General features: G+C 57.2%; 21 protein-coding genes and 1 tRNA gene. 13 read left to right on the forward strand and 9 right to left on the reverse strand.

Going from position 1 to position 24,394, the window contains the following annotated elements; translation table 11 throughout:
- Positions 1-24 precede the first annotated feature (24 nt).
- The 4 genes from AC2FID_RS02160 to miaA form a co-directional block, all read right to left on the reverse strand.
- Positions 25-1,488 (reverse strand): ABC transporter permease, encoded by a 1,464-nt coding sequence (locus tag AC2FID_RS02160; protein ID WP_058273779.1) that lies wholly within the window; start codon positions 1,486-1,488, stop codon positions 25-27.
- A 12-nt stretch (positions 1,489-1,500) separates the two neighbouring features.
- Positions 1,501-2,547, reverse strand: a complete 1,047-nt coding sequence (locus AC2FID_RS02165) for an ABC transporter permease (protein ID WP_058274233.1) — start codon at positions 2,545-2,547, stop codon at positions 1,501-1,503.
- A 135-nt stretch (positions 2,548-2,682) separates the two neighbouring features.
- Positions 2,683-4,353: an ABC transporter substrate-binding protein gene (locus tag AC2FID_RS02170; protein WP_496835193.1), complete on the reverse strand. Its 1,671-nt coding sequence runs from the start codon at positions 4,351-4,353 to the stop codon at positions 2,683-2,685.
- 327 nt (positions 4,354-4,680) lie between these two features.
- Complete coding sequence (miaA, locus tag AC2FID_RS02175; protein ID WP_496835194.1) at positions 4,681-5,574, reverse strand: tRNA (adenosine(37)-N6)-dimethylallyltransferase MiaA; 894 nt, start codon at positions 5,572-5,574, stop codon at positions 4,681-4,683.
- A gap of 97 nt (positions 5,575-5,671) precedes the next feature.
- Here miaA and pyrH point away from each other — a divergent pair, with 97 nt between their 5' ends.
- From pyrH to AC2FID_RS02220, 9 genes are all read left to right on the forward strand, one after another.
- Positions 5,672-6,424 (forward strand): UMP kinase, encoded by a 753-nt coding sequence (gene pyrH, locus AC2FID_RS02180; protein ID WP_109312162.1) that lies wholly within the window; start codon positions 5,672-5,674, stop codon positions 6,422-6,424.
- A gap of 251 nt (positions 6,425-6,675) precedes the next feature.
- Positions 6,676-7,902 (forward strand): aminotransferase class V-fold PLP-dependent enzyme, encoded by a 1,227-nt coding sequence (locus AC2FID_RS02185; RefSeq protein ID WP_282168449.1) that lies wholly within the window; start codon positions 6,676-6,678, stop codon positions 7,900-7,902.
- 54 nt (positions 7,903-7,956) lie between these two features.
- Positions 7,957-9,381: a cryptochrome/photolyase family protein gene (locus tag AC2FID_RS02190; RefSeq protein ID WP_496835196.1), complete on the forward strand. Its 1,425-nt coding sequence runs from the start codon at positions 7,957-7,959 to the stop codon at positions 9,379-9,381.
- A 69-nt stretch (positions 9,382-9,450) separates the two neighbouring features.
- Positions 9,451-10,659, forward strand: a complete 1,209-nt coding sequence (locus AC2FID_RS02195; RefSeq protein ID WP_496835198.1) for a class I SAM-dependent methyltransferase — start codon at positions 9,451-9,453, stop codon at positions 10,657-10,659.
- A gap of 16 nt (positions 10,660-10,675) precedes the next feature.
- Positions 10,676-11,116: a TrgA family protein gene (locus tag AC2FID_RS02200; RefSeq protein ID WP_058273774.1), complete on the forward strand. Its 441-nt coding sequence runs from the start codon at positions 10,676-10,678 to the stop codon at positions 11,114-11,116.
- A gap of 32 nt (positions 11,117-11,148) precedes the next feature.
- Positions 11,149-12,264, forward strand: a complete 1,116-nt coding sequence (locus AC2FID_RS02205; RefSeq protein ID WP_496835200.1) for an NUDIX domain-containing protein — start codon at positions 11,149-11,151, stop codon at positions 12,262-12,264.
- 69 nt (positions 12,265-12,333) lie between these two features.
- A complete protein-coding gene (locus tag AC2FID_RS02210; protein ID WP_282118608.1) occupies positions 12,334-13,368 on the forward strand; it encodes a cysteine synthase A in 1,035 nt (344 codons plus the stop codon).
- Positions 13,368-15,797: a DUF3772 domain-containing protein gene (locus AC2FID_RS02215; protein ID WP_496835202.1), complete on the forward strand. Its 2,430-nt coding sequence runs from the start codon at positions 13,368-13,370 to the stop codon at positions 15,795-15,797. The genes AC2FID_RS02210 and AC2FID_RS02215 overlap by 1 nt, the downstream gene beginning before the upstream one ends.
- A 90-nt stretch (positions 15,798-15,887) precedes the next feature.
- A tRNA-Ser gene (locus AC2FID_RS02220) sits at positions 15,888-15,977 on the forward strand.
- 46 nt (positions 15,978-16,023) lie between these two features.
- Here AC2FID_RS02220 and AC2FID_RS02225 read toward each other — a convergent pair.
- Positions 16,024-17,055 (reverse strand): AbrB family transcriptional regulator, encoded by a 1,032-nt coding sequence (locus AC2FID_RS02225; RefSeq protein ID WP_496835631.1) that lies wholly within the window; start codon positions 17,053-17,055, stop codon positions 16,024-16,026.
- A gap of 110 nt (positions 17,056-17,165) precedes the next feature.
- Here AC2FID_RS02225 and AC2FID_RS02230 point away from each other — a divergent pair, with 110 nt between their 5' ends.
- Positions 17,166-17,843: a GntR family transcriptional regulator gene (locus AC2FID_RS02230; protein ID WP_496753804.1), complete on the forward strand. Its 678-nt coding sequence runs from the start codon at positions 17,166-17,168 to the stop codon at positions 17,841-17,843.
- A 128-nt stretch (positions 17,844-17,971) separates the two neighbouring features.
- Here the strand turns inward: AC2FID_RS02230 and AC2FID_RS02235 are convergent, their stop codons facing one another.
- Positions 17,972-18,883, reverse strand: coding sequence for a LysR family transcriptional regulator (locus tag AC2FID_RS02235; RefSeq protein ID WP_496835203.1), 912 nt, complete (start codon positions 18,881-18,883; stop codon positions 17,972-17,974).
- A gap of 73 nt (positions 18,884-18,956) precedes the next feature.
- On the opposite strand from AC2FID_RS02235, the gene AC2FID_RS02240 reads away from it, so the two are divergent.
- The 3 genes from AC2FID_RS02240 to AC2FID_RS02250 are packed head-to-tail and all read left to right on the forward strand — an operon-like array spanning position 18,957 to position 20,604.
- Positions 18,957-19,298, forward strand: a complete 342-nt coding sequence (locus AC2FID_RS02240; RefSeq protein ID WP_496695244.1) for a hypothetical protein — start codon at positions 18,957-18,959, stop codon at positions 19,296-19,298.
- A gap of 3 nt (positions 19,299-19,301) precedes the next feature.
- On the forward strand, positions 19,302-19,556 hold the full coding sequence (locus AC2FID_RS02245) for a hypothetical protein (protein ID WP_108858788.1): 255 nt from the start codon (positions 19,302-19,304) through the stop codon (positions 19,554-19,556).
- A gap of 43 nt (positions 19,557-19,599) precedes the next feature.
- Complete coding sequence (locus AC2FID_RS02250; protein WP_496720147.1) at positions 19,600-20,604, forward strand: GlxA family transcriptional regulator; 1,005 nt, start codon at positions 19,600-19,602, stop codon at positions 20,602-20,604.
- A gap of 7 nt (positions 20,605-20,611) precedes the next feature.
- Here AC2FID_RS02250 and AC2FID_RS02255 read toward each other — a convergent pair whose 3' ends face one another.
- Genes AC2FID_RS02255 through AC2FID_RS02265 form a run of 3 tightly spaced genes read right to left on the reverse strand, consistent with a single transcriptional unit; the run spans position 20,612 to position 24,394 of the window.
- Entirely contained in the window at positions 20,612-21,172 is a 561-nt protein-coding gene (locus AC2FID_RS02255) for a sarcosine oxidase subunit gamma (protein ID WP_496835206.1), read from the reverse strand.
- Complete coding sequence (locus tag AC2FID_RS02260; protein WP_496835208.1) at positions 21,165-24,110, reverse strand: sarcosine oxidase subunit alpha family protein; 2,946 nt, start codon at positions 24,108-24,110, stop codon at positions 21,165-21,167. The genes AC2FID_RS02255 and AC2FID_RS02260 overlap by 8 nt, the downstream gene beginning before the upstream one ends.
- A complete protein-coding gene (locus tag AC2FID_RS02265; protein WP_058277765.1) occupies positions 24,107-24,394 on the reverse strand; it encodes a sarcosine oxidase subunit delta in 288 nt (95 codons plus the stop codon). Before AC2FID_RS02265 ends, AC2FID_RS02260 begins: the two co-directional genes overlap by 4 nt.

The following is a 24,394-nucleotide window of genomic DNA, read 5'->3' on the forward strand; positions in this document are numbered from 1 at the left end:
GCAAAGCCCCCGGTCGCTCTCACATCAGTCCTTCAGGCTTTCTTCGCGCAGGCCATCTGCCAGCAGGTTCAGACCAAGAACCAGCGACAGCAAGGCAAAGGCAGGCGGAAGGGCAGGGTGTAGATAGATCGACAACAGCTTGCGCCCTTCGTTGATCGTAGAGCCCCAATCCGGGCTTTCCGGCGGCAGTCCCAATCCAAAGAAACCCAAGGTTCCCAACAGGATCGTGGTATAGCCGATACGCAGACAGAAATCGACGATCAGCGGACCACGTGCATTGGGCAGGATTTCCCACAGCATGATGTACCAGGGGCCTTCGCCACGGGTCTGTGCCGCAGCCACGTAATCCCGTGTTTTGATGTCCAGCGCGAGACCGCGCACGATGCGGAACACGGTGGGTGAGTTCACGAAGACAACCGAAACAAACACCACGAGGATACCGCCAGGGATATCGAACAGGTCCAGATAGGTCGGCAAGCCCCAAATGCCGTAATCATCGGTGTTGATGATGTAGCCATCGGTCGAAATCAGCGACAGATACAGCCACAGCGCGATACCCAGAACCCCGATCAACAGCGGAGTGCGGAAATTCGGGCGGGTGTAATACCGCGAGTTCAGCAGAACGCCGATGAACAAGATCGGGAATATGAACAAAACGGCCGCCATATAGTTCGGCACGCCTGTCGCCACGATTTCGGGTGTGACCAGCAGGTAGAACAACAGGATTACCGGGAAAGCCAGGATCAGGTTGGCAAGGAAGGACAGGAACGTGTCCAGACGTCCTCCGTAGTACCCTGCTGGAAGACCCAGAGTGATCCCGACCATAAATGCGAACATGGTCGCAAGCGGTGCGATCTGCACCACGATCCATGCGCCTTTGACCATGCGACTAAAGACGTCGCGGGCAAGGTTGTCGCCGCCCAGAAGGTACCAGGCATACTCGCCGTCTTCAGGGTTTTGCAGGGGCGTTCCGGGCACTTTGTTCTTCATGCCAGAGACCTGACTCAGCGGGTCATGTGTGATGATCAGATCCAGCGCACCGAAGATCCCGGTAAAGACCCAGAACATCACAAGACCAAAGCCGATCATGCCGATGGGGCTGTCGAACAGTTTTCCGTACAGCCCGAGGCGTCGTTTGAAGGCGATCGACATTGCAAACAGGATGATCAGCGACAACCACACAGGCAGAAATTGCTGTGAGATCGCGCCGACGATCCCGGCACTGGTACCCATGAGGATGCCAAGAACGATATACGCCAGCGCAAGGACGACACAGGCGAAAAAGCTGTATCTCAAGGCTGATTGGGTCAATCCCCGCAGTCCTGTGCCTGAGCTGAGCGTGCCGTCCGCATTCAAGCTCAACGGGGCTTCGGGTAGGACGATGCTGCCGATGATCCAGACGACGATAGATACGACCAACGCAGCCAGCGCGATCATCAGGATAGGGTTTAGAATGGCGATAGAGCCGGTCCAGCTAAGAGGTTCCATGATCTATCTCCCTTACGAAATACGGATGCGCGGGTTGAGGTAGACATAGCCGATATCGGATATCAGCTGCGTCACCAGCACCACAAAGACCGACACGACCGAAATCGCCAGCAAGAGCTGAATGTCGTTGTTGCCCGCCGCCTGTACCAGTGCCCAGCCGAAACCCTTGTAGTTGAATAGGGTTTCAACAATTACCACGCCATTCAGCAGCCATGGGAACTGCAGCATGATGACAGTAAAGGGGGCGATCAGAGCGTTGCGCAGCGCGTGCTTCATAACGATGTTGCCAAAGGAAACACCCTTGAGACGCGCGGTACGGATGTATTGTGCGGTCATCACCTCGGTCATCGAAGCGCGGGTCATCCGGGCGATATAGCCCATCCCGTAAAGCGCAATGGTCAGAACCGGCAGAAAGAAGTTCTCAAAGGTCGGATTGTCCATCGCTTGCGTTGCAGTGCCCTTGAACCATTTCAGGCCCACGGTGGACGAGGTGAAGATCGCGATGAAGATCACGCCTGATACGTATTCCGGCGTCGCCGTCGTGATGATCGAGAAGGTGGAGAGGGACCGGTCAAGCGCTGATCCTTCGCGCATCCCGGCCAATACTCCGACCAGTAGCGCGGATGGCACCATCAGGACCAAAACCCAAAACATCAGATAGCCGGTGTTGCCCAGGCGTTTGCCAACAATGGTGCCGACCTCGTCTTTGAACACGCTGGAATAGCCCCAGTCGCCTTGCAAAACACCGCAATATCTGGAGGTCGTTTCCTCGGTCGACCCCGGTCTGGTACACGTTCCAAGGAACGTGCCGTCATCAAGTGTCTTGGTATAGCCTGGCAAAACCCCCAGCCATTGACCGTATTTGACCAGCGTTGGTTGCAGATAACCGCGATTGTCCAACCAGGTCTCAACCTGTTCGTCGGACATCCGCTGGTTGCCCTGCGTTTTCGCAAGCTTTTCCAGGTTCGGGTAGAGGTTGGTCAGAAAGAAGACCACGAAAGTCAGGCACAATGCAGTAAGAAGCATGACGCCGAACCGTCGGAGGATGAATAGTCCCATGATGGCCCCTGTTGTTCGGGTGTTCCGCAGATCATTGGACCATTGTCTGGCCTCGGACATCCGACCCCGTGTCGGCCTGTCTGCGGCTGGAAAGGGGCGCCCTGTTCAGGCGCCCCCATTAACGTCTGGCAGGTTTTAGGCCGCCCAACCCCACTTATAGTGGTGGTGCTCGAAGGACACGTGCATGTCGGTGCCGACAAGACCGTCCTTCATGTGGCGATACAGCGAACGCCAGTAAGGCTGAATGGTGACGCCTTCTTCCTGGATCATCGCCTCGCCCTTGGCGACCACTTCACGGCGCTTGTCGGCATCCGCGATGGCCAGCGCTTCGGTCAGAAGCGCGTCAAACTCGGCATTTGCCCAGCCGAATTCGTTCCAGGCTTCACCGGTACGATAGGCCAGAGCCCAGATTTGCACGCCCAGTGGACGGTGGTTCCAGTTGGTCGAGCTGTAGGGGTATTTCGCCCAGTCGTTCCAGAACGTGTTGCCCGGCAGAACGGTCCGCTTGACCTTGATACCCGCGTCACGCAGCTGCGCTGCAACCGCGTCGGTGGTGTTCCGGCGCCAGTCATCGTCGATCGAGATCAGCTCGTGCTCGAAATCGATCATTCCGGCTTCTTCCATCAGCGCGCGCGCGCCTTCCGGGTCAACCTTCTGTGGCGGCAGTTCGTAATAGTCCGGGTGGATTGGACCAACATGGTGGTTTTCCGCAGGCGAACCGCGACCGCCGTAACCCAATTCCAGACAGATCGAGTTATCAACCGCCATTTGCAGAGCCTGACGCACACGCTTGTCTTCGTAAGGCTTCTTGCCGTCAATCTCGGCCAACTGGTTCGGGCGAACGACGATGGTGTTCATGGTTACAACTTCGGACTTCACATAGCCGAGGCTGTCCATCACGTCGATGAATTCACCAACCGATTCATACAACATGTCGACTTCATCGGATTCCAGCGCGGCCAGCCATGCGGACGGGTCGGTGCCATAGTCAATGTAGACGATGCTGTCCAGCGCCGGGCGACCAAAGATCTCTTCGCCCCACCAGGTGTGGTTCTCGTTGCGAACGAGGGTGGCTTTCACGCCGACTTCCAATTCCTGCACCAGATATGCGCCGGTGCCCACATTGTTAAGCAGATCGGTTTCACTGAACGAGCTGTGTACGATAGCTGCCGGATAGTCCGCCATGCCTGCGATCAGCGAGATATCAGAGGCCGGCAGGTTCAGTTTGACGGTGTTGGCATCGACAACTTCGATTGCGCCGTCAATGGCCTGACCAGATTCAGGATCGATCAGTGTCGCAAAGCGACCCGCCATCGAGTTGGTTTCCGAGCTCTTGTCACACCAGCGCCCGATGTTGCGGGCCACATCTTCCGCGGTGAAGTCGTCACCGTTGTTCCATTTGACGCCCGGGCGGACTTTCAGAGTGTAAACGGTTGCGTCGTCGTTGACTTCCCAGCCCTCCAGCAACATGCCGCGGAACGTACCGTCCGAGTTGTACTCGACCAGATACTCGAGCGTGCCGCGGGTGACGTTCGCGATCTGCGACCAGTCATAGGTGCGTGGGTCCTTCAGGGCGCGCACTTCCTGCTGAACGCGAAGGGTGCCGCCTTCTTTCTTTGCATCTTCTCCGGCCGCACGCGCTGGGGCGGCCAGTCCGATCATGCCATAGGCTGCGGCGGCGGTGACCCCAAGACCCGTGGTGCGGGTCAAAAACTCGCGTCGGTTCAGTTTGCCGTCCCGATATTCCTGTGCGTGCATTTCTGCCGCCCAGTGCGTCGGTGCTCCGGTCATTGTCTGATTATTCATTAACGTTACTCCCTGTGAGTCAGTATTTTTTTGGATGAAGTGTCGAACCGCTCAGGCCGGAATGCTCCGGACGGCAGGTTCTTGGATATTCTGATCTCGGATTCTGGACATCCCCATGGCCGACATTCGGCACCAGAATTTGGGTGAGGTCAATGTTCGAAATCGTCATTAATGATACAAAAACGACATCGGCGGGCCGAGTTTACCGTTGTCAGCTTTGTCAGCCCCAAGAGAATCCTCCAGCAAACTTAGTTTTAAGACTGCGGATTCGCCGCGAATTTATTGCACGTGCAGTAGCGATGGCAGCGACTTCAATCGCGGAAGGTATCACTTTGATAAGTCGACCCGATTCCAACTTTTCATTCGGGCGCGAAACCAGGTGCGCTGTCGTTTGGCAAATTGGCGGGTCGAAATCGTGGCCCGTTCGCGGGCTTCATCCAACGTCATGGTGCCGTCGACATAGGCCATCAACTCGGGTACACCGATGGCCTTGAATGCCGGAAGCGACGGATCATAGCGGTCCCGCATCCTTTCAACCTCGGTCAATGCACCAGTGTCCAACATCAGGTCAAAGCGGCGCGTGATGCGATCCAAAAGCCATTGTTTATCTACGTCAAAAACGATGGGCACTGTGTTCTTCACGTCCAGAACCGGGGGTGGTGTAGCGTCTTGCCAGTCACTGAGGTTTCGACCGGTGGCTTTCTGCACTTCCCATGCCCGCTGAACACGGGCGCGGTTTTGTGTGTCGATCCGGGCCAGTGTCTGCGCATCCACACCCGAGATCAGAGTCTGCAAGGTCAGCTTGTCCGCCTCGGCCCGGATTTCGGATGGTGTAGGTGGAATATCGGCCATACCTTCGGTCAGCGCAGAAAAATACAGGCCGGTGCCCCCGACAATGATGGGGCGCGCGCCGCCGGTCAGCAGCGGTTTCACCTCGCGCAGCCAATGGCCGGTGGAATAGTCCTGATCATATGAGACATGGCCATACAGAAGATGCGGCGCGCGGGCTTCCTCCTCAGCAGACGGGCGGGCGGAAATCACGCGCCAGCAATCGTAGACCTGGCTGGCATCGGCGTTCACGATGACGCCACCGAACTGCTCGGCGATCAACAGGGCAAGGGCGGACTTTCCAGATGCAGTGGGGCCTGCAATCAACACAGGTTTCCCATCAGGAATGGGGGGCAGGCGGTCCAATATCTGCGATCTTGCGGGTTCGGTCATCTCGGACTGCCTCATTCCTTACCAATCGCATTGAACCTGCGGAGGTTTTGCTTCATTTTGCGCCTGAAAATAAACCCGTGCCAGCCCGGAGCGCAACATGACCATTTCCCCGACCACCGACACCGCCGAAATCACAAAGGCAAGGTATGATCGCGTAATGCTGAAAATCTCGGGCGAGGCGCTTATGGGCGATCAGGGGTTCGGCCTGCATCCGCCCACAGTTCAGCGCATCGCGCAAGAGATCAAATCGGTGCACGATTTGGGTGTCGAGATCTGCATGGTGATTGGCGGCGGCAATATCTTCCGCGGTCTCAGCGGATCGGCACAGGGGATGGAACGGACTACGGCTGATTACATGGGCATGCTGGCAACGGTCATGAACGCGCTGGGGATGCAGTCCGCGTTGGAAGAAATCGGCGTTTTCACCCGGGTAATCTCAGCCATCCGCATGGACGAGGTGTGCGAGCCCTACATTCGCCGCCGTGCCGTGCGCCACCTTGAGAAAAAGCGGGTCTGCATCTTTGCCGCCGGAACCGGAAACCCGTATTTTACCACCGACACTGCCGCGACCCTGCGCGCCAATGAAATGGCATGTCAGGCGATCTTCATGGGTAAGAACGGCGTCGATGGTGTTTATGATAAGGACCCCAAGGAACACGCGGATGCCGTGCGGTACGACACCGTCAGCTATGATGATGTTCTGGCCAAACGCCTGCGGGTCATGGACGCGTCGGCCATTGCACTGGCGCGCGACAACAATCTGCCGTTGATTGTCTTCGGGCTGGACGAACCGGGCGGGTTCCGGGGCATTTTGGCCGGTGAGGGGACCTACACCAAAGTTCAGGGCTAAACCGCTTTACAGTTTGCTTAAAAGCCGGGTTTGGATGCCCGGCTTTTTTGTGCGCGTTTAGCAAACCTGAACGCTTGACGAACCATCTCAGTCCTTGCAATTTGACCGCGTTCCCGCGCCGGACCGGTAGCGGGGGCTGTCTGCGCCTATCGCGCGGACTGGGCTGGAAGACCTGCCATGATTTCTGAGGGTTTCGAAATCATGCTCGGACACCTCTTGAATGAACGCGCATGATCAAGGAGAGACGTGCCATGAGCACTCTGGATATCAATTTTGTCCGGTCACAGTTTCCGGCCTTTTCCGAGCCCAGCCTGCAAGGGCAGGCATTCTTCGAAAACGCTGGTGGGTCATACACTTGCAAGCCGGTTCTCGACCGCCTGACGCGGTATTATACCCAGCGCAAAGTGCAACCCTATGCACCCTATGAGGCCAGCCGTCTTGCCGGCGAGGAAATGGACGAAGCCCGGGCACGCATGGCAGCAATATTGGGCGTCGAGACGGATGAGTTGAGCTTTGGCCCTTCGACCACGCAGAATACCTATGTCCTGGCGCAAGCATTCCGACAATGGATGCAACCGGGTGAGGCCATCATTGTCACCAATCAGGATCATGAGGCGAATTCAGGTCCGTGGCGGCGGCTAGCGGACGAGGGAATCGAAATCCGTGAATGGCAGATTGATCCCGAAACCGGGTCGTTGAATCCGATGGATCTGGAGAACCTGCTGGACGAAAACGTGCGTCTGGTGTGTTTTCCCCATTGCTCGAACGTGATCGGAGAGATCAACCCGGTTACCGAGATTACCGCGATTGCCCATGCGGCGGGGGCATTTGTATGCGTTGACGGCGTATCCTACGCACCACACGGGTTTCCGAATGTGGGTGATCTGGGGCCGGATATCTATCTGTTTTCGGCCTACAAAACATATGGGCCGCATCAGGGTTGTATGGTCATCCGGCGTACGCTGGGCGAGATGCTGCCGAACCAGGGGCACTATTTCAACGGCGACGTGCTGTACCAACGGTTTACTCCCGCGGGACCGGACCATGCCCAGATTGCGGCCAGCGCGGGCATGGCGGATTATATTGATCTGCTGTGCGACCATCATAGCGGGCCAACCGGCGAAGCGGCCGAGCGTGGTTCATTCGCCCATGATCTGATGCGCTCGCACGAGGTCGCATTGCTGCAACCGGTTCTGGATGCGGTCAAAGACCGCAACGCCGTTCGCCTGATCGGAACATCCGATGCCAGCCGCCGCGCGCCGACTGTGGCCCTGGCGTTGAACCGCAATGCCGAAGCGGTTGCCGCCGATCTAACTGGATATGGAATCATGGCCGGCGGAGGTGATTTCTATGCCGTGCGCCCGTTGACCGCGATGGGGGTTGATCCGGATCAGGGCGTGCTGCGGGTCAGTTTCACGCACTATACGTCTCAACAGGAAATTGATCAGCTTTTGAATGCACTAGACGACATTTTGTGATCCAATTCCCCTGCTGCTTCGTAACCGAAGAAAGAAGAAAAAAGCAGGGCGGACATGGAACAGCAGCGGTCACCGATCATAATGTGGTTCCGACGGGATTTGCGCCTGTCGGATCACCCTGCACTGAGCGCCGCGCTTGAGAGCGGGCGACCGATCATACCAGTTTTCATTCTGGACCACACGGACCAGGCTTTGGGCGCAGCGCCGAAATGGCGTCTTGGATTGGGCCTAAAGGCTTTTGCCCAGGCGCTAGAACAGGCTGGCAGCCGCCTGATCCTGCGGCATGGGGATGCGCTGACCGTTCTGCGGCAGCTTGTCGTCGAAACCGGCGCAAGCGATGTGTTTTGGACCCGCGCATATGACCCGGACGCCATTGCCAGAGATACGAAGATCAAGATGGCTCTGACCGATCAAAGTGTCACGGTTAAATCCTTCGCCGGCCATCTTTTGTTCGAACCTTGGACAGTGGCGACGAAAACAGGGCAGCCGTTCCGTGTGTTCACTCCAATGTGGCGTTCAGTGCGCAGCCGGGATGTTCCGGCCCCAAACAACGCTGTGTCTCATCTCAAAACGCCCGCGATGTGGCCCGTTTCTGAAAACCTTGAGGATTGGCATCTGGGCGCGCAGATGCGCCGCGGAGCATCCGTGGTCACACCCCATGTCCGACCGGGCGAGACCGCAGCTTTTGAGGCGTTGCATCAATTTCTGGACCGCATCGCCGACTATTCAGATCACCGGGATCGTATGGACTTGGACGGAACATCTAACCTGTCCGAGTATCTGTCTTTAGGTGAAATAGGCCCGCGCAGTGTCTGGCACGCAGTTCAGCGGGCCGGGATGACGGGCGTTCAGGGGGGTGAACCCTATTTGCGCCAATTGGTCTGGCGCGAGTTTGCTTATCATCTGATGTATCACACTCCATCCTTGCTCAGCGGTAACTGGAAGCCGGAGTGGGATAGATTTCCCTGGAATACTGATGCGGAGCAGCCCGAAGTTCTCGCGTGGAAGCAGGCGAAAACCGGCGTTCCGGGCGTCGATGCGGGGTTACGGCAGATGTATGTGACAGGGCGGATGCACAATCGGGCCCGGATGATCGTGGCGAGCTACCTGACCAAGCATCTAATGACCCATTGGAAAATTGGCATGGATTGGTTCGCGGATTGTCTGGTCGACTGGGATCCGGCGGCAAACGCGATGGGCTGGCAATGGGTTGCAGGGTCGGGGCCGGATGCCTCGCCATTCTTTCGCATCTTCAATCCGCAAACCCAGCAGGAAAAATTCGATCCGGAATCGGACTTTGTTCGGCATTGGATTGCCGAGGGGCAGAGCAATCCACCAGCAACAGCACTGGCGTATTTTGATGCGGTTCCGAAGTCATGGAACCTCAGCCCACAGGACCCATACCCGCAACCCGTTGTCACTTTGGCAGCCGGTCGGACGCGTGCATTGGCGGCCTATGAGGGCCGAAAAAACCAGTAACGAATTGAAAACTTGCCACAAACACAAACTCGGCCTAGCCTGTTTGCGCGGCCGCACAGAGGAGAGCGGATGACTTTGATGACCACCGAGGGGCAGAAAGACCTGCCCAGATACTTTGTGCAAGTATTCAAAATGGTTAGCCGGATGCAGTCTGGCCGATTGGACATCGGACTGCCGGATGGTCGTGTCTTCCGAACCGAAGGCACGAAACCCGGGCCAGTTGCGCGTGTGGATATCCACAATCCAGACGTTTTTGCCCGATTGGTCCGTGAAGGTGAACTTGGTTTTTCCGACGCATACCTGGAAGGTGACTGGAGCACGCCGGACCTGCGATCCTTTATGGACCTGGTGCATATGGGTAATGAAACGGTCTACGACGATTTCACCGGAAAAGTCCTTGTGCAGATGTATGAGCGGCTGCGGTTCTGGTTGCACCGCAATAACCGGGCACAGGCCAAAAAGAACATCTCGTACCATTATGATCTGGGCAATGATTTCTATGGTTTGTGGCTTGATGACACGATGACCTATTCCAGCGCACTGTTCGAAACAGGGCAGGAAAGTCTGGAAAAGGCGCAAACCGCAAAATACGCCAGCATGGTCGATGAAATGGGTGCAAAACCCGGAGATCACATTCTTGAGATTGGCTGTGGCTGGGGCGGCTTTGCTGAATACGCTGCAAAAGAGCGTGGCCTGCGGGTCACAGGTCTGACGATCAGTCAAGAGCAGTTGAAGTTTGCCAGGCAGCGTATTGAAAATGCTGGTCTTTCAAATTTGGTTGAATTCAAATTGCAGGATTACCGGGATGAGCGTGGCCAGTACGACGGAATCGCATCGATCGAGATGTTCGAAGCGGTAGGTCAAAAGTACTGGCCTGTGTATTTCGACACTGTGCGTGAGCGATTAAAACCCGGGGCGCAAGCGACGTTGCAAATTATCACTGTCGCGGATCATCGATGGGAAGTTTATCGTAACGGCATTGATTTCATTCAGAAATATATTTTCCCGGGCGGCATGCTTCCGGCGCCTTCCATTTTGAAGGAACAAGTTGCTCAGGCGGGGTTGAAAGTCGTCAAATCGAAAGAATTTGGTAAAAGCTATGACCTGACCCTGCGCCGCTGGTATGACACGTTCAACGGCAAGTGGGACGAAATCTCGGAAATGGGCTTTGATGAGCGTTTTCGCCGCATGTGGAATTATTATTTGACCGCCTGCGGAGCAGCCTTTGACACCGGTAATTGCGATGTGACACAGATCACTATAGCGAAACCGAGTTAAGGAACGGACTTCAGAAATGCCCACTGCACCCAAGCTTGTTTCTGGCTTATGCCTTTTGATCGTGGCGTTCTTGGTTTCGAGTATGGTCATCGAAAACGGTGATGAAGGTAAGAACTACGGCATGTTTACTTACGTAAACATGGCTTTGGGCGTGATTTGCGGTTGGTGGATCATGGGCAAGCGTGCTGGCCGGGGCTGGACTGCCGCAATCAACAACGGCTTGACCGGAATGGCGGCGCTGGTGTTCTGGGGCCTGTTTGTTCAGGGTGTCAACGAAATGCTCCGCTTGGCAATGCGCCATCGGTATGACGGCCCGTTCGAGGCGCTGATCTCCATCTTTAAAATCGGTGTTGAATATGGTCAGCAACTTGTGGTGCCCGAAATCCTGTGGACTTTGATCATTGGGGCTCTGATCACTGGGCTGGTCACCGAGGAAGCAGCCCGCCGGTGGCGGTGAGCTAACAACTTAAAGTACGAAAGAATCCAACAGTGTCAGATCTGTTCTTTTATGGCACGCTGCGGCACTTGCCATTGCTGGAGCTTGTCTTGGGACGTCCAGCGTCCAAACTTGAATTTGCCCAAGCCACTCTGAAAGATCATGCAGTCCATAGCGTGCAGGATCAGGCCTTTCCCATGATTGTTCATGAGGAAGGCAGCCTGGCCAAAGGGTTATTGCTCCGGGGACTGAGTGAGGAAGATCAGAACCGTTTGGTCTTCTACGAGGGTGGCTTTGATTACGACCTGCGGGAGCAGACAGTTGATCTGGCCGACGGGTCGATATCGCAAGCCCTTGTGTTCTACCCTGAGCCGGGGCTTTGGAACCGCGGCGTTCTCTGGTCGCTGCAGGGCTGGTTGGATGAGTGGGGCGCGATGACGATGCTCGCCGCGCAAGAGGTTATGGGTTTTTACGGCAAGGTTGATGCGGAACAAATTGCGCGAAGCTTTCCGTCGATCCGGACGCGAGCATGGGCAAAGCTGGCTGCCCGTCAACGTGCGACAGGTGATGCACGAGACACTGCCAAAGACGTCATCATGCACGATCGTAAACCGGCCTATGTCAATTATTTCGGGATGGAAGAAGTCGCGTTGCAGCATCGCCAATACGATGGCTCGATGGGCAAAGTTCTGAACCGCAGCAGCCTGATGCAGGGCAGCGCCGTGATCGTCCTGCCATATGATCCCGTGCGCGACACGGTATTGTTGGTCGAACAATTCAGGGCACCGATCTTTCTGGCTGAGGATCCTGAACCCTGGATGTGGGAGCCGGTCGCCGGGATGATCGACCCAGGCGAAACGCCGGCACAGACGGCCCTGCGCGAGGCCGAAGAAGAAGCCCAGATTGCGCTGAACCGGCTGGAATATGCAGGCGGCGCGTATTCCTCCAGCGGGTCATCGACTGAGTATCTATACCTTTATGTCGGGCTGGCTGATCTGACCAAGACCATCGAAGATGGTGGGTTGGCAACGGAGGGTGAGGATATCCGAACCCAGATTCTGCCTTTCAGTGAATTCATGGACAGGGTCGACAGTCATGGGTTCAAGGATTTGCCGCTTTTGGCGGTGGCCCATTGGCTTGCACGTCACCGTGGGCGCCTGCGCGGATGATTTTCGCCGCTTGTGGTCGTCGCGCACCACAGGTAAATCTGCGTTGATCCGAAATGAAATGAGGGCGCCATGCGCATTGCACGAGACCTTGCCGACGCAGTCGGAAAAACCCCGCTGATCCGCCTGCGTCGCATCAGCGAAGAGACCGGGTGCGAGATTCTCGGCAAGGCCGAATTCATGAATCCCGGCCAGTCGGTCAAGGATCGTGCGGCGCTCTACATCATCCGCGATGCCATAGCGCGTGGCGACCTGAAACCGGGCGGCACCATTGTCGAAGGTACGGCGGGTAACACCGGGATCGGTCTGGCGCTTGTTGGTGCGTCGATGGGTTTCAAGACCGTCATCGTCATCCCGGAAACACAGTCCGAAGAGAAAAAGGACATGCTGCGACTAGCTGGTGCTCAGCTGGTTCAGGTTCCGGCCGCACCGTATCGCAACCCCAACAATTTCGTACACTATTCCCGTCGTCTGGCCGAAGAACTGGCGCAGACCGAGCCCAATGGCGCGATCTGGGCCAACCAGTTCGACAATGTGGCGAACCGTCAGGCGCATGTGGAAACGACCGGTCCCGAAATCTGGGAACAGACCGATGGCAAAGTTGACGGGTTCGTCTGTGCCGTGGGCTCGGGCGGTACATTGGCGGGCGTAGCGGACGCGTTGCAGCCCAAAGGCGTCAAGATCGGTCTGGTCGATCCGATGGGGGCTGGGCTGTATTCGTATTACACCACCGGCGAAATCGCGATGGAGGGCGGCTCGATCGCCGAGGGCATCGGTCAGGTGCGTATCACCAAGAACCTTGAGGGGTTCAAACCTGACTTTGCTTATCAGATGACGGATAACGAGGCGCTGCCTTACATCTTTGATCTGCTGCGCGACGAAGGCCTGGTCATGGGCGGTTCAACCGCCATTAACATGGCTGGTGCGGTACGTCTGGCCAAAGATCTGGGTCCGGGCCACACCATCGTGACCATCCTGTGTGACTATGGAACTCGCTATCAGTCCAAGCTGTTCAACCCGGATTTCCTGCGTGAAAAGGAATTGCCTGTCCCGGAGTGGATGACCGAAGCTCCACGCAGTATCCCCGGCGTTTTTGAGGACGTGTGATGCTGCGGCGTGTTCGCCTGTTCCTGACCCTTGTTGCGGTATGTTTTGCGATAGTTTGCGGCCCCGCTGCCGCGCAGCTTACAGATCGTCAAAGCGAATACTATCAAGGCTGGGTCAAAACAGCGGACCGTGCCGAGACGGTGATCGAGGACAATCGCGCGTCGAACGCTTCGCTCGAAAACCTGCGCTCAGAGATCAACGGCTATAGAGATGATTTCAATCGGGCACGCGGTGCAAACACCGAACGCATCCAGACGCTGGAAAATCAGATCAAGGCTCTTGGTGCTGCGCCCGAAGGCGACGCGACTGAACCGGAAGATATTGCCACACTACGAACGCATCTAGACGAGCAGTTGAACAGTTTGCGCGTCCCGCAGATCATCTCAGAAGAGGCATTCAGCCGGGCCAATGGTCTGATATCTGAGGTAGACAAACTATTGCGGGACCGTCAGGCGAAAGAACTTTTGGAGCGCGGACCGTCGCCCCTGAACCCCACCCACTGGCGGCCGGCCTGGGTTGATGTGAATGAGGCTGCGCAAGCGTTGTTCAACGAAGCGCGGCGGAACCTGAGTACTGACGTAGTACATGAACGTTTGCGTGCACGTGGGCTGGGAATTCTGGCCTTGGTTTTCGTCGCCGGCGTGCTGCTGTTTTACGGTAAGCGCTGGTCGGAAGCCGCTGGTGCGCGTCTGCGAGCCCTAGGGGGGCAGGGAAGTGGCGTATGGACGTTCCTGACCTCGTTGCTGCGTATTATCCTCCCCTGGTTCGGCGTCTGGCTTCTGGTTCAGGCGGTTGTGATGACAGGTGTCCTGGGGCTGCGCGGGACGCTGTTGATGGAAAACGTGCCCTATTGGGCGGCGATCATCCTCTATTATGACTGGATTGGCCGACAGGTTTACGTGCTGCAAGCGGCGCAGGGGTTCAAAAAACTGTCCCGCCAGAAAGTCACTGAGTTACGCGTCTACCTCGATTTTCTTGCCGGGCTCCTGATCCTGCATGAACTGGTGAACCTGTTCGATCAGATCGAAAATATCTCGGATGCGACGCGCGCCGTCGTCGCCTTTCCGGTCATCGTCGCAACAGCTTTGCTTCTTCTTCGCGTCCGTCGCGTCCGCAGTGTTGATGTCCCGGTCGATGCAGGTGAGCCGTCCGAAACGGCCCGCGCTGCCGGGTTCAGCCAACTGGTCGAGTTCATTCGACGCGCTTTGTTCTTCCTGGGGATCGCCAGCCCGATTTTAGCGATGCTGGGGTATACGAATGCGGCTGAGGCAATCGTTTTCCCGGCCGTGCGTTCATTGGTTCTTATTGCAGCGCTGGTCATCGTCCAACGCTTCCTGACGTCTGTTTACGGCTGGCTTGGCGGGCAGGGCGATAAGGCCAAGGACTCGCTGTTTTCGGTTCTCATCGGCTTTGCAATGGCCATTGTGGCTATGCCCGTGCTCGCGCTGTATTGGGGTGCGCGTCAAACCGACCTGCAGGAAGTCTGGTCGCGCCTGCTGCAGGGGTTTGACATTGGCGGGGTAACCATCTCGCCCAGCAACTTCTTTACGTTCCTTGTCATATTTGCCATCGGCTATGGCCTGACGCGGATGCTGCAAAGCGGGTTGCGCAATTCTCTGTTGCCAAAGACCAGCATTGATCCAGGCGGGCAAAACGCGATTGTTTCGGGCACCGGGTATGTCGGTATTTTCCTGGCCGCGCTGGTTGCGATTACGATTGCCGGGTTCAACCTGTCATCGCTGGCTATTGTTGCCGGTGCGTTGTCAGTCGGGATCGGTTTTGGTCTGCAAACTATCGTGTCGAACTTTGTTTCGGGCATTATCCTGTTGGTCGAACGCCCAATCTCGAAAGGGGATTGGATAGACGTGAATGGGATGATGGGGTACGTCCGTGATATTTCCGTCCGGTCCACGCGGATCGAGACGTTTGACCGCACGGATGTGATCGTTCCGAACTCGGATCTGATCAGCGGCGTTGTCACGAACTATACACGCGGCAATACGATCGGGCGGGTGATTGTACCGGTCGGTGTCGCCTATGGGACTGATACCCGAATGGTGGAGAATATTCTGGGCGAAATCGCGAATTCACACCCGATGGTTCTGGCGAATCCAGCCCCAAGTGTGGTGTTCCAGGGGTTTGGCGCAGATTCGCTGGACTTTGAAATCCGGGCCATCCTGCGCGATGTGAACTGGGTGCTGTCAGTCAAATCCGACATGAACCACGAGATCAACCGGCGCTTTGTCGAAGAGGGGATCGAAATCCCGTTTGCACAGCGCGATCTCTGGTTGCGTAACCCCGAGGCGTTGCAGGGCAGCGAAGCCCAACCCAGCAAGAACACCAACGAAATACCGTCCGCAAAGCCATCCACAAATCCCGTCGATATGACCGAGGGCGATTTGGCTGATGGTGACGGCGACGAGATTTAAACGCCTTTGCAAGGCTTTCGATTTCAGGTGAAATTTCACTTCAATGGGGCCTTGCAAATCCCTCGGCGATAGTTCAAGTAACGCCGGCACGGAGAGGTGGCCGAGTGGTCGAAGGCGCACGCCTGGAAAGTGTGTAGGCGGGAGACCGTCTCCAGGGTTCGAATCCCTGTCTCTCCGCCACAATCCCCTATCAACATTCATCCAGCCGCGTTTGGACGTGAATCCGTCAATCCCTGGATTTCGACCAGCGCAGAAGTAGGTTGGCCGCGATTGGCGCGCCGATGATCACGACGACAATGCGCGCCAGGTGGTGTGTGACCACATACCCAAGATCCGCCCCCGATACGATGGCCAGCACCGTCATCTCTGCCTGACCGCCCGGTGCAAAAGCTAGAAAGGCTTCGACCGGACGGCCCAGCCCCAGCGTGGTGACCACTGCCGTGAAAGCAGCGGCCAGAACGGCCAGCAAGATCACATAGGTGAAGCCAGCCGCCACGACGCGTCTAAGTTCCGACCAGGTGACACCGACGAACTTGACGCCGATCCCACAGCCGATGAAGAACTGGGCGAACAGGATCGCCTCGCGCGGGGGGCGGGTGTGGATTAAATCCCCAAGCGACAAGGCCGCTGTCAGGATTAATGGCCCAAGAATTGAAGCACCGAAAAGCCCGATCTTCTCTCCGCCTTTCCAGCCGACAAAAGCTGCGACCGCCATGAGTATCAGTTCATGCAAGGGTAGAGCCGAGGCAGGTTCGCCCAACGGGTTGGTCAGCTCGGCACCGTAAAACAAAGTCAGGAACAAAGGGGCGAGGGTGACGATAATCAATACGCGCGTCCCGTGGATCAGAGACAGGGTTCGCGGATTGGCACCGGCCTCGGCTCCAAAGATAACCATGTCCTGAAAGCCGCCCGGCATGGCGGCAAAAAACGCAGTTTTTTCGTCAAAGCCCCAGAATTTTCGAAAGAACGGCACGCCAACCATTGCAATCAGAAGGATAAATACCGGTATCAGCAGAAGGGACGCAGCCATCTTTGGAAGTTCGGCGAACAGGCTGGGTGTGATCGACGCCCCGACCGCGACGCCAAGAATGGTTCTGGACCCGACCGAGATTTGCCCGAAATCCCGCATGGGTGCGTGTGCCAAAGCTGCAATCAAACACGCTGACATCGGCCCGAACAGAAAGGGCAGCGGCAGGTTCAACGCCCAAAAAACTGCAGTTCCCAACATAGCCAATATCAGCGTGACTGACCGTTGCATCAGCGGCGAAAAATGAAGGCTTGAGGCGGTCAAAGATAGTGTCCGATTTCGTTGACTAAGGCATGTATCCAAGTGTATACAAAGAAATCCAATATGCAAGATTGAGAACGATGAAAACTCAAGAAGATCCTAATCAGACCATCCCGCAGGGGAATTCCGCTTATCAGCGCTTGCTGGATGAAATTCGCGAGGGTGTTTTGTTACCTGGTGAACGGCTGAGAGAGATCGAGCTGTCCGAAAGACTGGGTGTCAGCCGAACACCTGTGCGTGAAGCGATACGGCAACTCGAAACGGATGGGTTGGTGACGCATGTCCCTAGGTTGGGCGCAACGGTTCGCAGCCTGAGCTATTCGGAAGTTATGGAACTGTATGAAATGCGCGCCGTACTTGAAGGCACGGCGGCACGGTTGGCGGCACGCGCGGCTTCGGATGTGGAACTGGACGAACTGAATGTCCTGAACGATCGCCTTGCCGAGGCTGGCACCGGTCCGGTGGCCGCCCAGTTGAACCGTATTTTCCACGCCACGCTATTGGATGCCGCCAAAAACCGCTTTCTCACAAAGTCGATGCTATCGCTGCAAAAGGCGCTGTTGATATTGGGTCCATCCCAAATGCTGGATGGTCAGCGCGCAGACGATGCCGCGGGTGAACATCGCCGTGTGATGGAAGCCTTGCAGGCCCGCGACGGCGACGCAGCCGAGCTGGCGATGCGCGCCCATGTTCATGCGGCCCAGCGGATGCGTATCCGCGCGTTGCAGAAACGGGACCGCGCAATTGATCAGGCCTGACCTGAGGAGCTGATTGTTCTACCTCTTGGTCTTTGGTTTCTTCGCCAAACCAGCCCTCCAATCCGCAGAGGTCGACGGAAATCCTGGCCGTTGTGAGGGCGTTGTTAATGCTCTTTCGGAACAGATACTTAACTTACCGCTTTCAAAGGGTTGGCGCCTTCAACCTCGCGGCGGATCTCTTGTACCAGCGCCATCGCGGCAGGGTTTCGGCGCTTAACGTGCATACGCGCGACAAAAACGATGGCCGGGGGATCGGGGAACACACCTTTGATCACCTCTATGTCCGGTGTGACATGCATTCCATTCAACAGGGCGACGCCCAAACCGGACCGCACAGCCGACTGAATGCCAGTGGCGCTTGGGCATTCTAATACGTTGTCGAAGATGTGCCCTTGCTGCTGCCCATCTCCGAAGCCCCATTTGCGATAGAAACATTGGCTGTCGAAGGACAGAAAGGGAACAGGTGCTGTCGTATCCAGTTGGAAATCCGGTGATTTTACCCAGTGCAGAGTGTCCTCGAACAAGATCAGGTCATCTGGCCGCGTATCGTGCCGAAAGATTTGCATGACGGCGACATCCAACTCTCCGGCCTTCAACCACTCTTGCACGTTCAGACTTTGACTGGTGCGTGTTCGGACCTGAACGTCCGGGTAAAGCCGTGTGAAACGACCCAATATGCGGGCGATGTCGCTGGTTGCCGTGTCTTCGGTCATGCCCAGCCGGAGTGCGCCGGCCAAGGGTTTCTTGCCCAAACTGGCAAGCGCCTCATCGTGCAGGGCACATATTCGGCGGGCATAGTCGCACAGGCGAAGACCTGTTTCCGTGAACAGAGGGCCACCGGGTCGGCGCGCCAGCAGATCGCAGTCCAGGGCTTGCTCTAACCGTCTGATTTTGTGGCTGACTGCTGATTGCGACAGCGCCAGATGCTCGGCCGCGCGCGTCACGCCGCCATGGGTTGCGATAGCCAGAAGGGCGCGCAGGGCGTCAATTTCCAATCGGTCGGTCATTTGTGAAGCCATGACATATTTTAATTGAGCCATGAATATCATTCATTTGTGTCACGCGCCAGTATTGAACTACTGGTCAGGAAATCCAAAGCTCAGGAGCATTCGCATGCCGCATCTCGTCCCGGATCACACAGTGATCAAAACCCCGCGGATAGTCCCCGGAACCCATGGGGAAGACGATCCGGTGGTTTTGATCCACAGCACATTTTCTTACATCCGGCGCGACGTGCTGCCTGTACGGGCTGCGGCGGGCAAGAGGGTACGCTTATTCGATCTGGCGCGTCTTGGTCAGTCTGAACGACCTTGGGATCCGGCGCTTAATGGGTCGGTTACCGATCAAGTTCCCGTCGTTCACAAGTTGCCGAAAAACTGCGGTCAATCCCCGATAAATGATCAGCCCAAACAGACACCCGCGCCGCTGATCAATCTCCTGAAGCGAAAGGGCTGAGCTATGACGGATCAAATCAAAACCCGTGACCGGCGCGGTCTGACGACGGTATTCGAAATCACTGGATCGGTTCTGGCCATGGCCTATGCCTTGTTGATCGCGTCTAATACAGGGGCCGAGCTGTTCGGGTTTGCCCTGTTGTTACTGTCCTCGGGCCTGTTTGCGGCCTGGGCCGTGATTGATCGCCGCTGGACGTTCCTGTTGTTGCAGGGGTTCTATGCGGCCTCGGCGATCATCGGCTTGATCCGGTGGGCATGAACTTCGCATAGGGCAGTTGCGGAAATCTTGTTAGAACAGCCTTATGCGCAATGAAGACAGAATCAAAATCGGCTTTTTGCTGTTCGACGGCTTTCCCATGGCTTGCCTGACCTCGGTGATCGAGCCGTTGCGGGCGGCCAATGAAATCGCCGGGCAAGAGGCGTTCTGCTGGTCCCTGCTGTCCGAGCGTCAACAGAAAGTACAATCCAGCGCAGGTGTCCGGTTCGAGGCCGAGAGGTCTTTGGCCGACTGCAAGGATATCGACATTTTGTTCCTTCTCAGCAGCCCAACGTCCGGCTTTGACAACACAACCGTTGGCAACGGTGCTCTGCGCAGTCTCGGACGGCATGGCACCGTTTTGGGCGGGATTAGCGGTGGGGTTTTCCCATTGGTCCGGTCCGGGGTGATGGGGGGGCAACCTGTTTCCGTCCATTGGTGCTATGAGGCCGCATTTCTGGCTGAGTTTCCCGAAGTCGACTCGCGTAGCGAGGTGATCGTGAAAACGGCCACGCGCTACACCGCAGCCGGTGCTGCTGCCGGGTTCGATCTGGCCCTGCATCTGATCGAGGATCGGCTGGGCGGCGACGTCGCGCATGAGGTCGCCTGCTGGTTTCAACATCCCATGATGCGCGGGGCAGGTGTGCGGCAACAGGTTCCCACCACGACTGCGCCGGAAACTGGCGACAGCCTTCCGCCGTTGGTGTCGCGCTGCGTCGACCTGTTCGCCGGTCATATGAGCGATCCGATTTCCATCGCAGAGGCCGCACAGCAAATCGGGGTCACGCCACGCCAGGTGGAACGCGCCTTTAAGCAGGCGACAGGCCAAAGCCCCAGCCACTATTATCGCGCCATGCGCATGAAGGCGGCGCGGCAGATGGTGGTCTATACCAAGGACCCGATCGCAGATATCGCGGCTGCAATCGGGTATGGATCAGTGGCGCCGCTTGTGACGCATTATCGGTCGGCCTTTGGGCTAAGCCCCAGCGAAGACCGTCGCAGAATCAACCGCTTCCGTGTCGAAGGTAACGCGCCGCTGCCGTCAGTCTGACGTGGCCTTACAACGCCGACCGCATTGCAGTGACGATGGCATGATGCAACGACCCGGCGGATGAGCGGGGGCCATAAATGCTGAACGCTTCATCTGACCGACAGAGAACAAAGCAGCCAATGTGGTGAATTGAGCAACGGGCGACGCTGCCCGCATCGATATTGCGCAGGTCCAGCATAGATAACAGTTCCAACACAGCCGGAATCTGATCACCGTTCAGGTCGAACCGTGTCCACCCGTCAGTCTGTTCTGTCACCGACGCGGTACCGCCCAAAGCGGACTTCACCTGATCAGCAAGCTCTTCGTGCGAGTCAAAAGGCGCCTCGATCATCCACTGATCCAGACCGGCCCAAAAGGCAGTGACAGTGTCACCGGCATATTGGCCGATACCAGGTGCAGGGGCCCCGATCAGTTTCGCTAGGGCTTTGCTAGCTTTGTTTTCCTGTCCCATCCGCGCGGCGACGGATGCCAGCGCGACGCCCGGAACTTCCCGGCACGTAACCCCACCAACAGTGTCGACCTGCGGTTCGGACCCGCCCAATGCGGTTATTGCAACTAGATCATGCACGCAGACGCTCTCCTTCGGGGTCAACGAAATGGGCCGATACGATTTCGACCTCGACGGTCAGGTCGGTCAATGGGGACACAAGGCGCATTTTCTCGCCCATTCGGTTGGCACCGTCCTTCAAAAGACCCAGCCCGATATTGCTGTTCAGAATGGGCGAATACGCAGCCGAAGTGACATAGCCCTGATCGTGCGCGGCATCCACCGGGCCGGTCGTGTTCATCAAATGGCCACCAGCGGTGACTTTCTCTTCGGGCGATACCGGTTTGATCCCGACCAGCCGCAGAACATCCGGTTCTACCAAGGCCTCTCGTTCGGACAGGGTCGATCCGATGCTGTCTTTCTTTTTCGACACCATCTTACCCAATCCAAGATTCAATGCCGTTGTGGTGCCATTCAACTCGTTGCCGGCCGCGTGGCCCTTTTCGATCCGCATGACGCCCAGCGCTTCGGTGCCGTAGGGGACTACGTCAAACTCTTCGCCGTCGGCCATCAAACGTCGCATAAGGGCGTCGCCATAGCGCGAAGGCACCGCGATTTCGAAGGCCAACTCTCCCGAAAATGAGATCCGGAACAGCCGCGCCCGCAACCCGCCGCAGACCGTAATGTTGCCACAGCCCATGAACGGGAGCGCGTCGTTCGAGATGTCGAATTCAGGGTCGACAATCTTTTGCAGCAGCTTGCGCGAATTGGGACCAGCGACAGCATATTGCGCCCAGGATTCGGTGGTCGAGATCAGCTGCACATCCATATCCGGGAACAGGCATTGGCGCACAAATTCCATGTGACGATAGACATTTACCGCGTTGGCCGTGGTCGTTGTGACGACAAAATGATCCTCGGCCAGACGCGCGGCTGTGCCATCATCCATCACCATGCCGTCTTCGCGAAGCATCAGGCCATAGCGGGTTTTTCCCACGGGAAGCTTGGCGAAACCGTTCGCGTAGACGCGGTTCAGGAAATCAGCCGCGTCCGCGCCCTGCACGTCGATTTTTCCAAGTGTCGTACAGTCGCACACCCCGACGGACGCGCGGGTCTGGCGCACTTCACGGTCCACTGATTCACGCCAATGAACCTCACCGGGCAGGGGAAACCACTGCGCGCGCAGCCAGTTGCCGACCTCGACAAATACAGCGCCCCGTTCCTTGGCCCAGTAGTGTGAAGGTGTCAGGCGGGTGGGGTGAAACTCTTGTCCCTTCATCCGACCCGCGAAGGTGCTGATCGGAACAGGCGTGTAAGGCGGGCGGAAAATGGTTGTCCCTGTTTCGGGGATCGTCTTTCCGGCCACCTCGGCCATGATCGCCAAAGCGCTGATGTTCGATGTCTTGCCCTGATCGGTCGCCATGCCAAGCGTGGTATAGCGTTTCAGGTGTTCAACTGACCGGAACCCTTCCTGATAGCTGAGTTTGACGTCCTTGACGGTCACGTCATTTTGCTGGTCCAGCCAAGCGCGTTTGCAGCCTTCGACATACCAGAACGGTTTCTGCGCGATCGGAGTATCCTCGGCCTCGGGCAAGACAGGCTGAGCAACGCTCAGCTCCAGCGCTGCCGCGGCAGCCTCGGCACCGGATTGCAATGCACCTTGCGTAGACATCACTCCGTTCGCTGCGCCCGCGACAGTCAATCCGACGGGCAGATTTGAACCGGGCACAAAGGCGGCCAGATCGTTGTTCCAGACCGGACGCCCGCGCTGATGGCAGGTCAGGTGCACATTCGGATTCCAACCCCCCGAAACGCCCAGTGCGCCGCATTCCAGCGTGCGGGTCGAGCCGTCGGGCAGGACAACTTCGACAAAGGTCAGACCAAGACGCCCCTTGGTATTCACAACCTGAGCGCCGCTCAGGACTTCGTAATCGTAGTTGACCGGAGCATCCTCACGCACATCGATAACGGCACAAATGTGAACGCCCTTGGCATGCAGATCGGCAGCGGTGCGGTGACCGTCGTCATTGTTGGTAAAGATCGCTACGCGTTGAGAGGCCGTGGCCGCGAACCGATTGGCATAGGTTCGCAAGGCGCTGGCCATCATGATGCCGGGGCGGTCGTTGTTTTCGAACGCGATGGGCCGTTCAGTCGCCCCCGCACACAGCAAGGCCTTCTTGGTGTAAATGCGCCATAGGATTTGGCGCGGCTTACCGGCGGGCAGGGTGGCCACGTGATCTCCGGTGCGTTCAACAGCACCATAAATGCCATGGTCGAAGGCGCCGATGACGGTTGTTCTGGCCATCAAGCGGACGTTGGGCATTGATGACAGTTCCGCGACGGCGTGCGCGGCCCAATCGCTACTGCTTTGATCGCCAACCGAAAATGTCTCGCTATTCAGACGCCCGCCGAACCGAAAATCCTCATCAGCCAGAATAACGTCCGCACCCGCGCGTCCTGCGGTCAGGGCTGCCATCAAGCCCGATGGACCCGCGCCGATGATCAGCAGGTCGCAGTGGCGGAACCCTTTGTCATATTCGTCGGGATCAGCCTCCATTGAGAGCGATCCAAGGCCAGCGGCGCGACGGATGATCGGCTCATAGACTTTTTCCCAAAAAGCAGCCGGCCACATGAAGGTTTTGTAGTAAAACCCGGCGGACAGGAAATTCGAGAACAGGTCGTTCACGCCAAGCGCATCAAATTTCAGGCTGGGCCAACGGTTCTGCGATTGCGCCTCAAGTCCGTCAAACATCTCGGTCGTTGTGGCCCGTGTGTTGGGTTCCTGCCGGTTGCCGGAGCGCAGCTCGACGATGCCATTGGGTTCCTCGGATCCGGCAGTCAGTAGGCCGCGCGGGCGGTGATACTTGAACGAGCGTCCGACCAACCGCACGTCATTGGCCAGCAAAGCCGAAGCCAGCGTATCGCCGGGATGGGCGGTATAGTTGCGGTTGTCGAACCGGAAGTTCACTGTGGTGTTGCGATCGATCTGGCCACCGCTCAGCCTGTTGGATTGCGTCATTTGGATCGCCCCCGCGCGCGGGCCACATCGCGGGCCAGTTCTACCTTGGAAATCTCATGTGTGGTGGTGTCGCGGGTCACGACCAGCCACGACCGGTCGCCAGCCTCATGATACCACAGTTCTTGATGCTCGCCTGCGGGATTGTCGCGCAGATAGCCGTATTCATAAAACGCGTCCGCCGCGTCTTCGGCCTGCCAGTCCGGGCGGTTGATCAGTGACGCGTCACCCAGATAGGTGAATTCAGATGCGTCACGCGGACCCAGAAGGGGATGGTTGATAATCAT

It is taken from the genome of Ruegeria sp. CDSC068, from assembly GCF_059610545.1.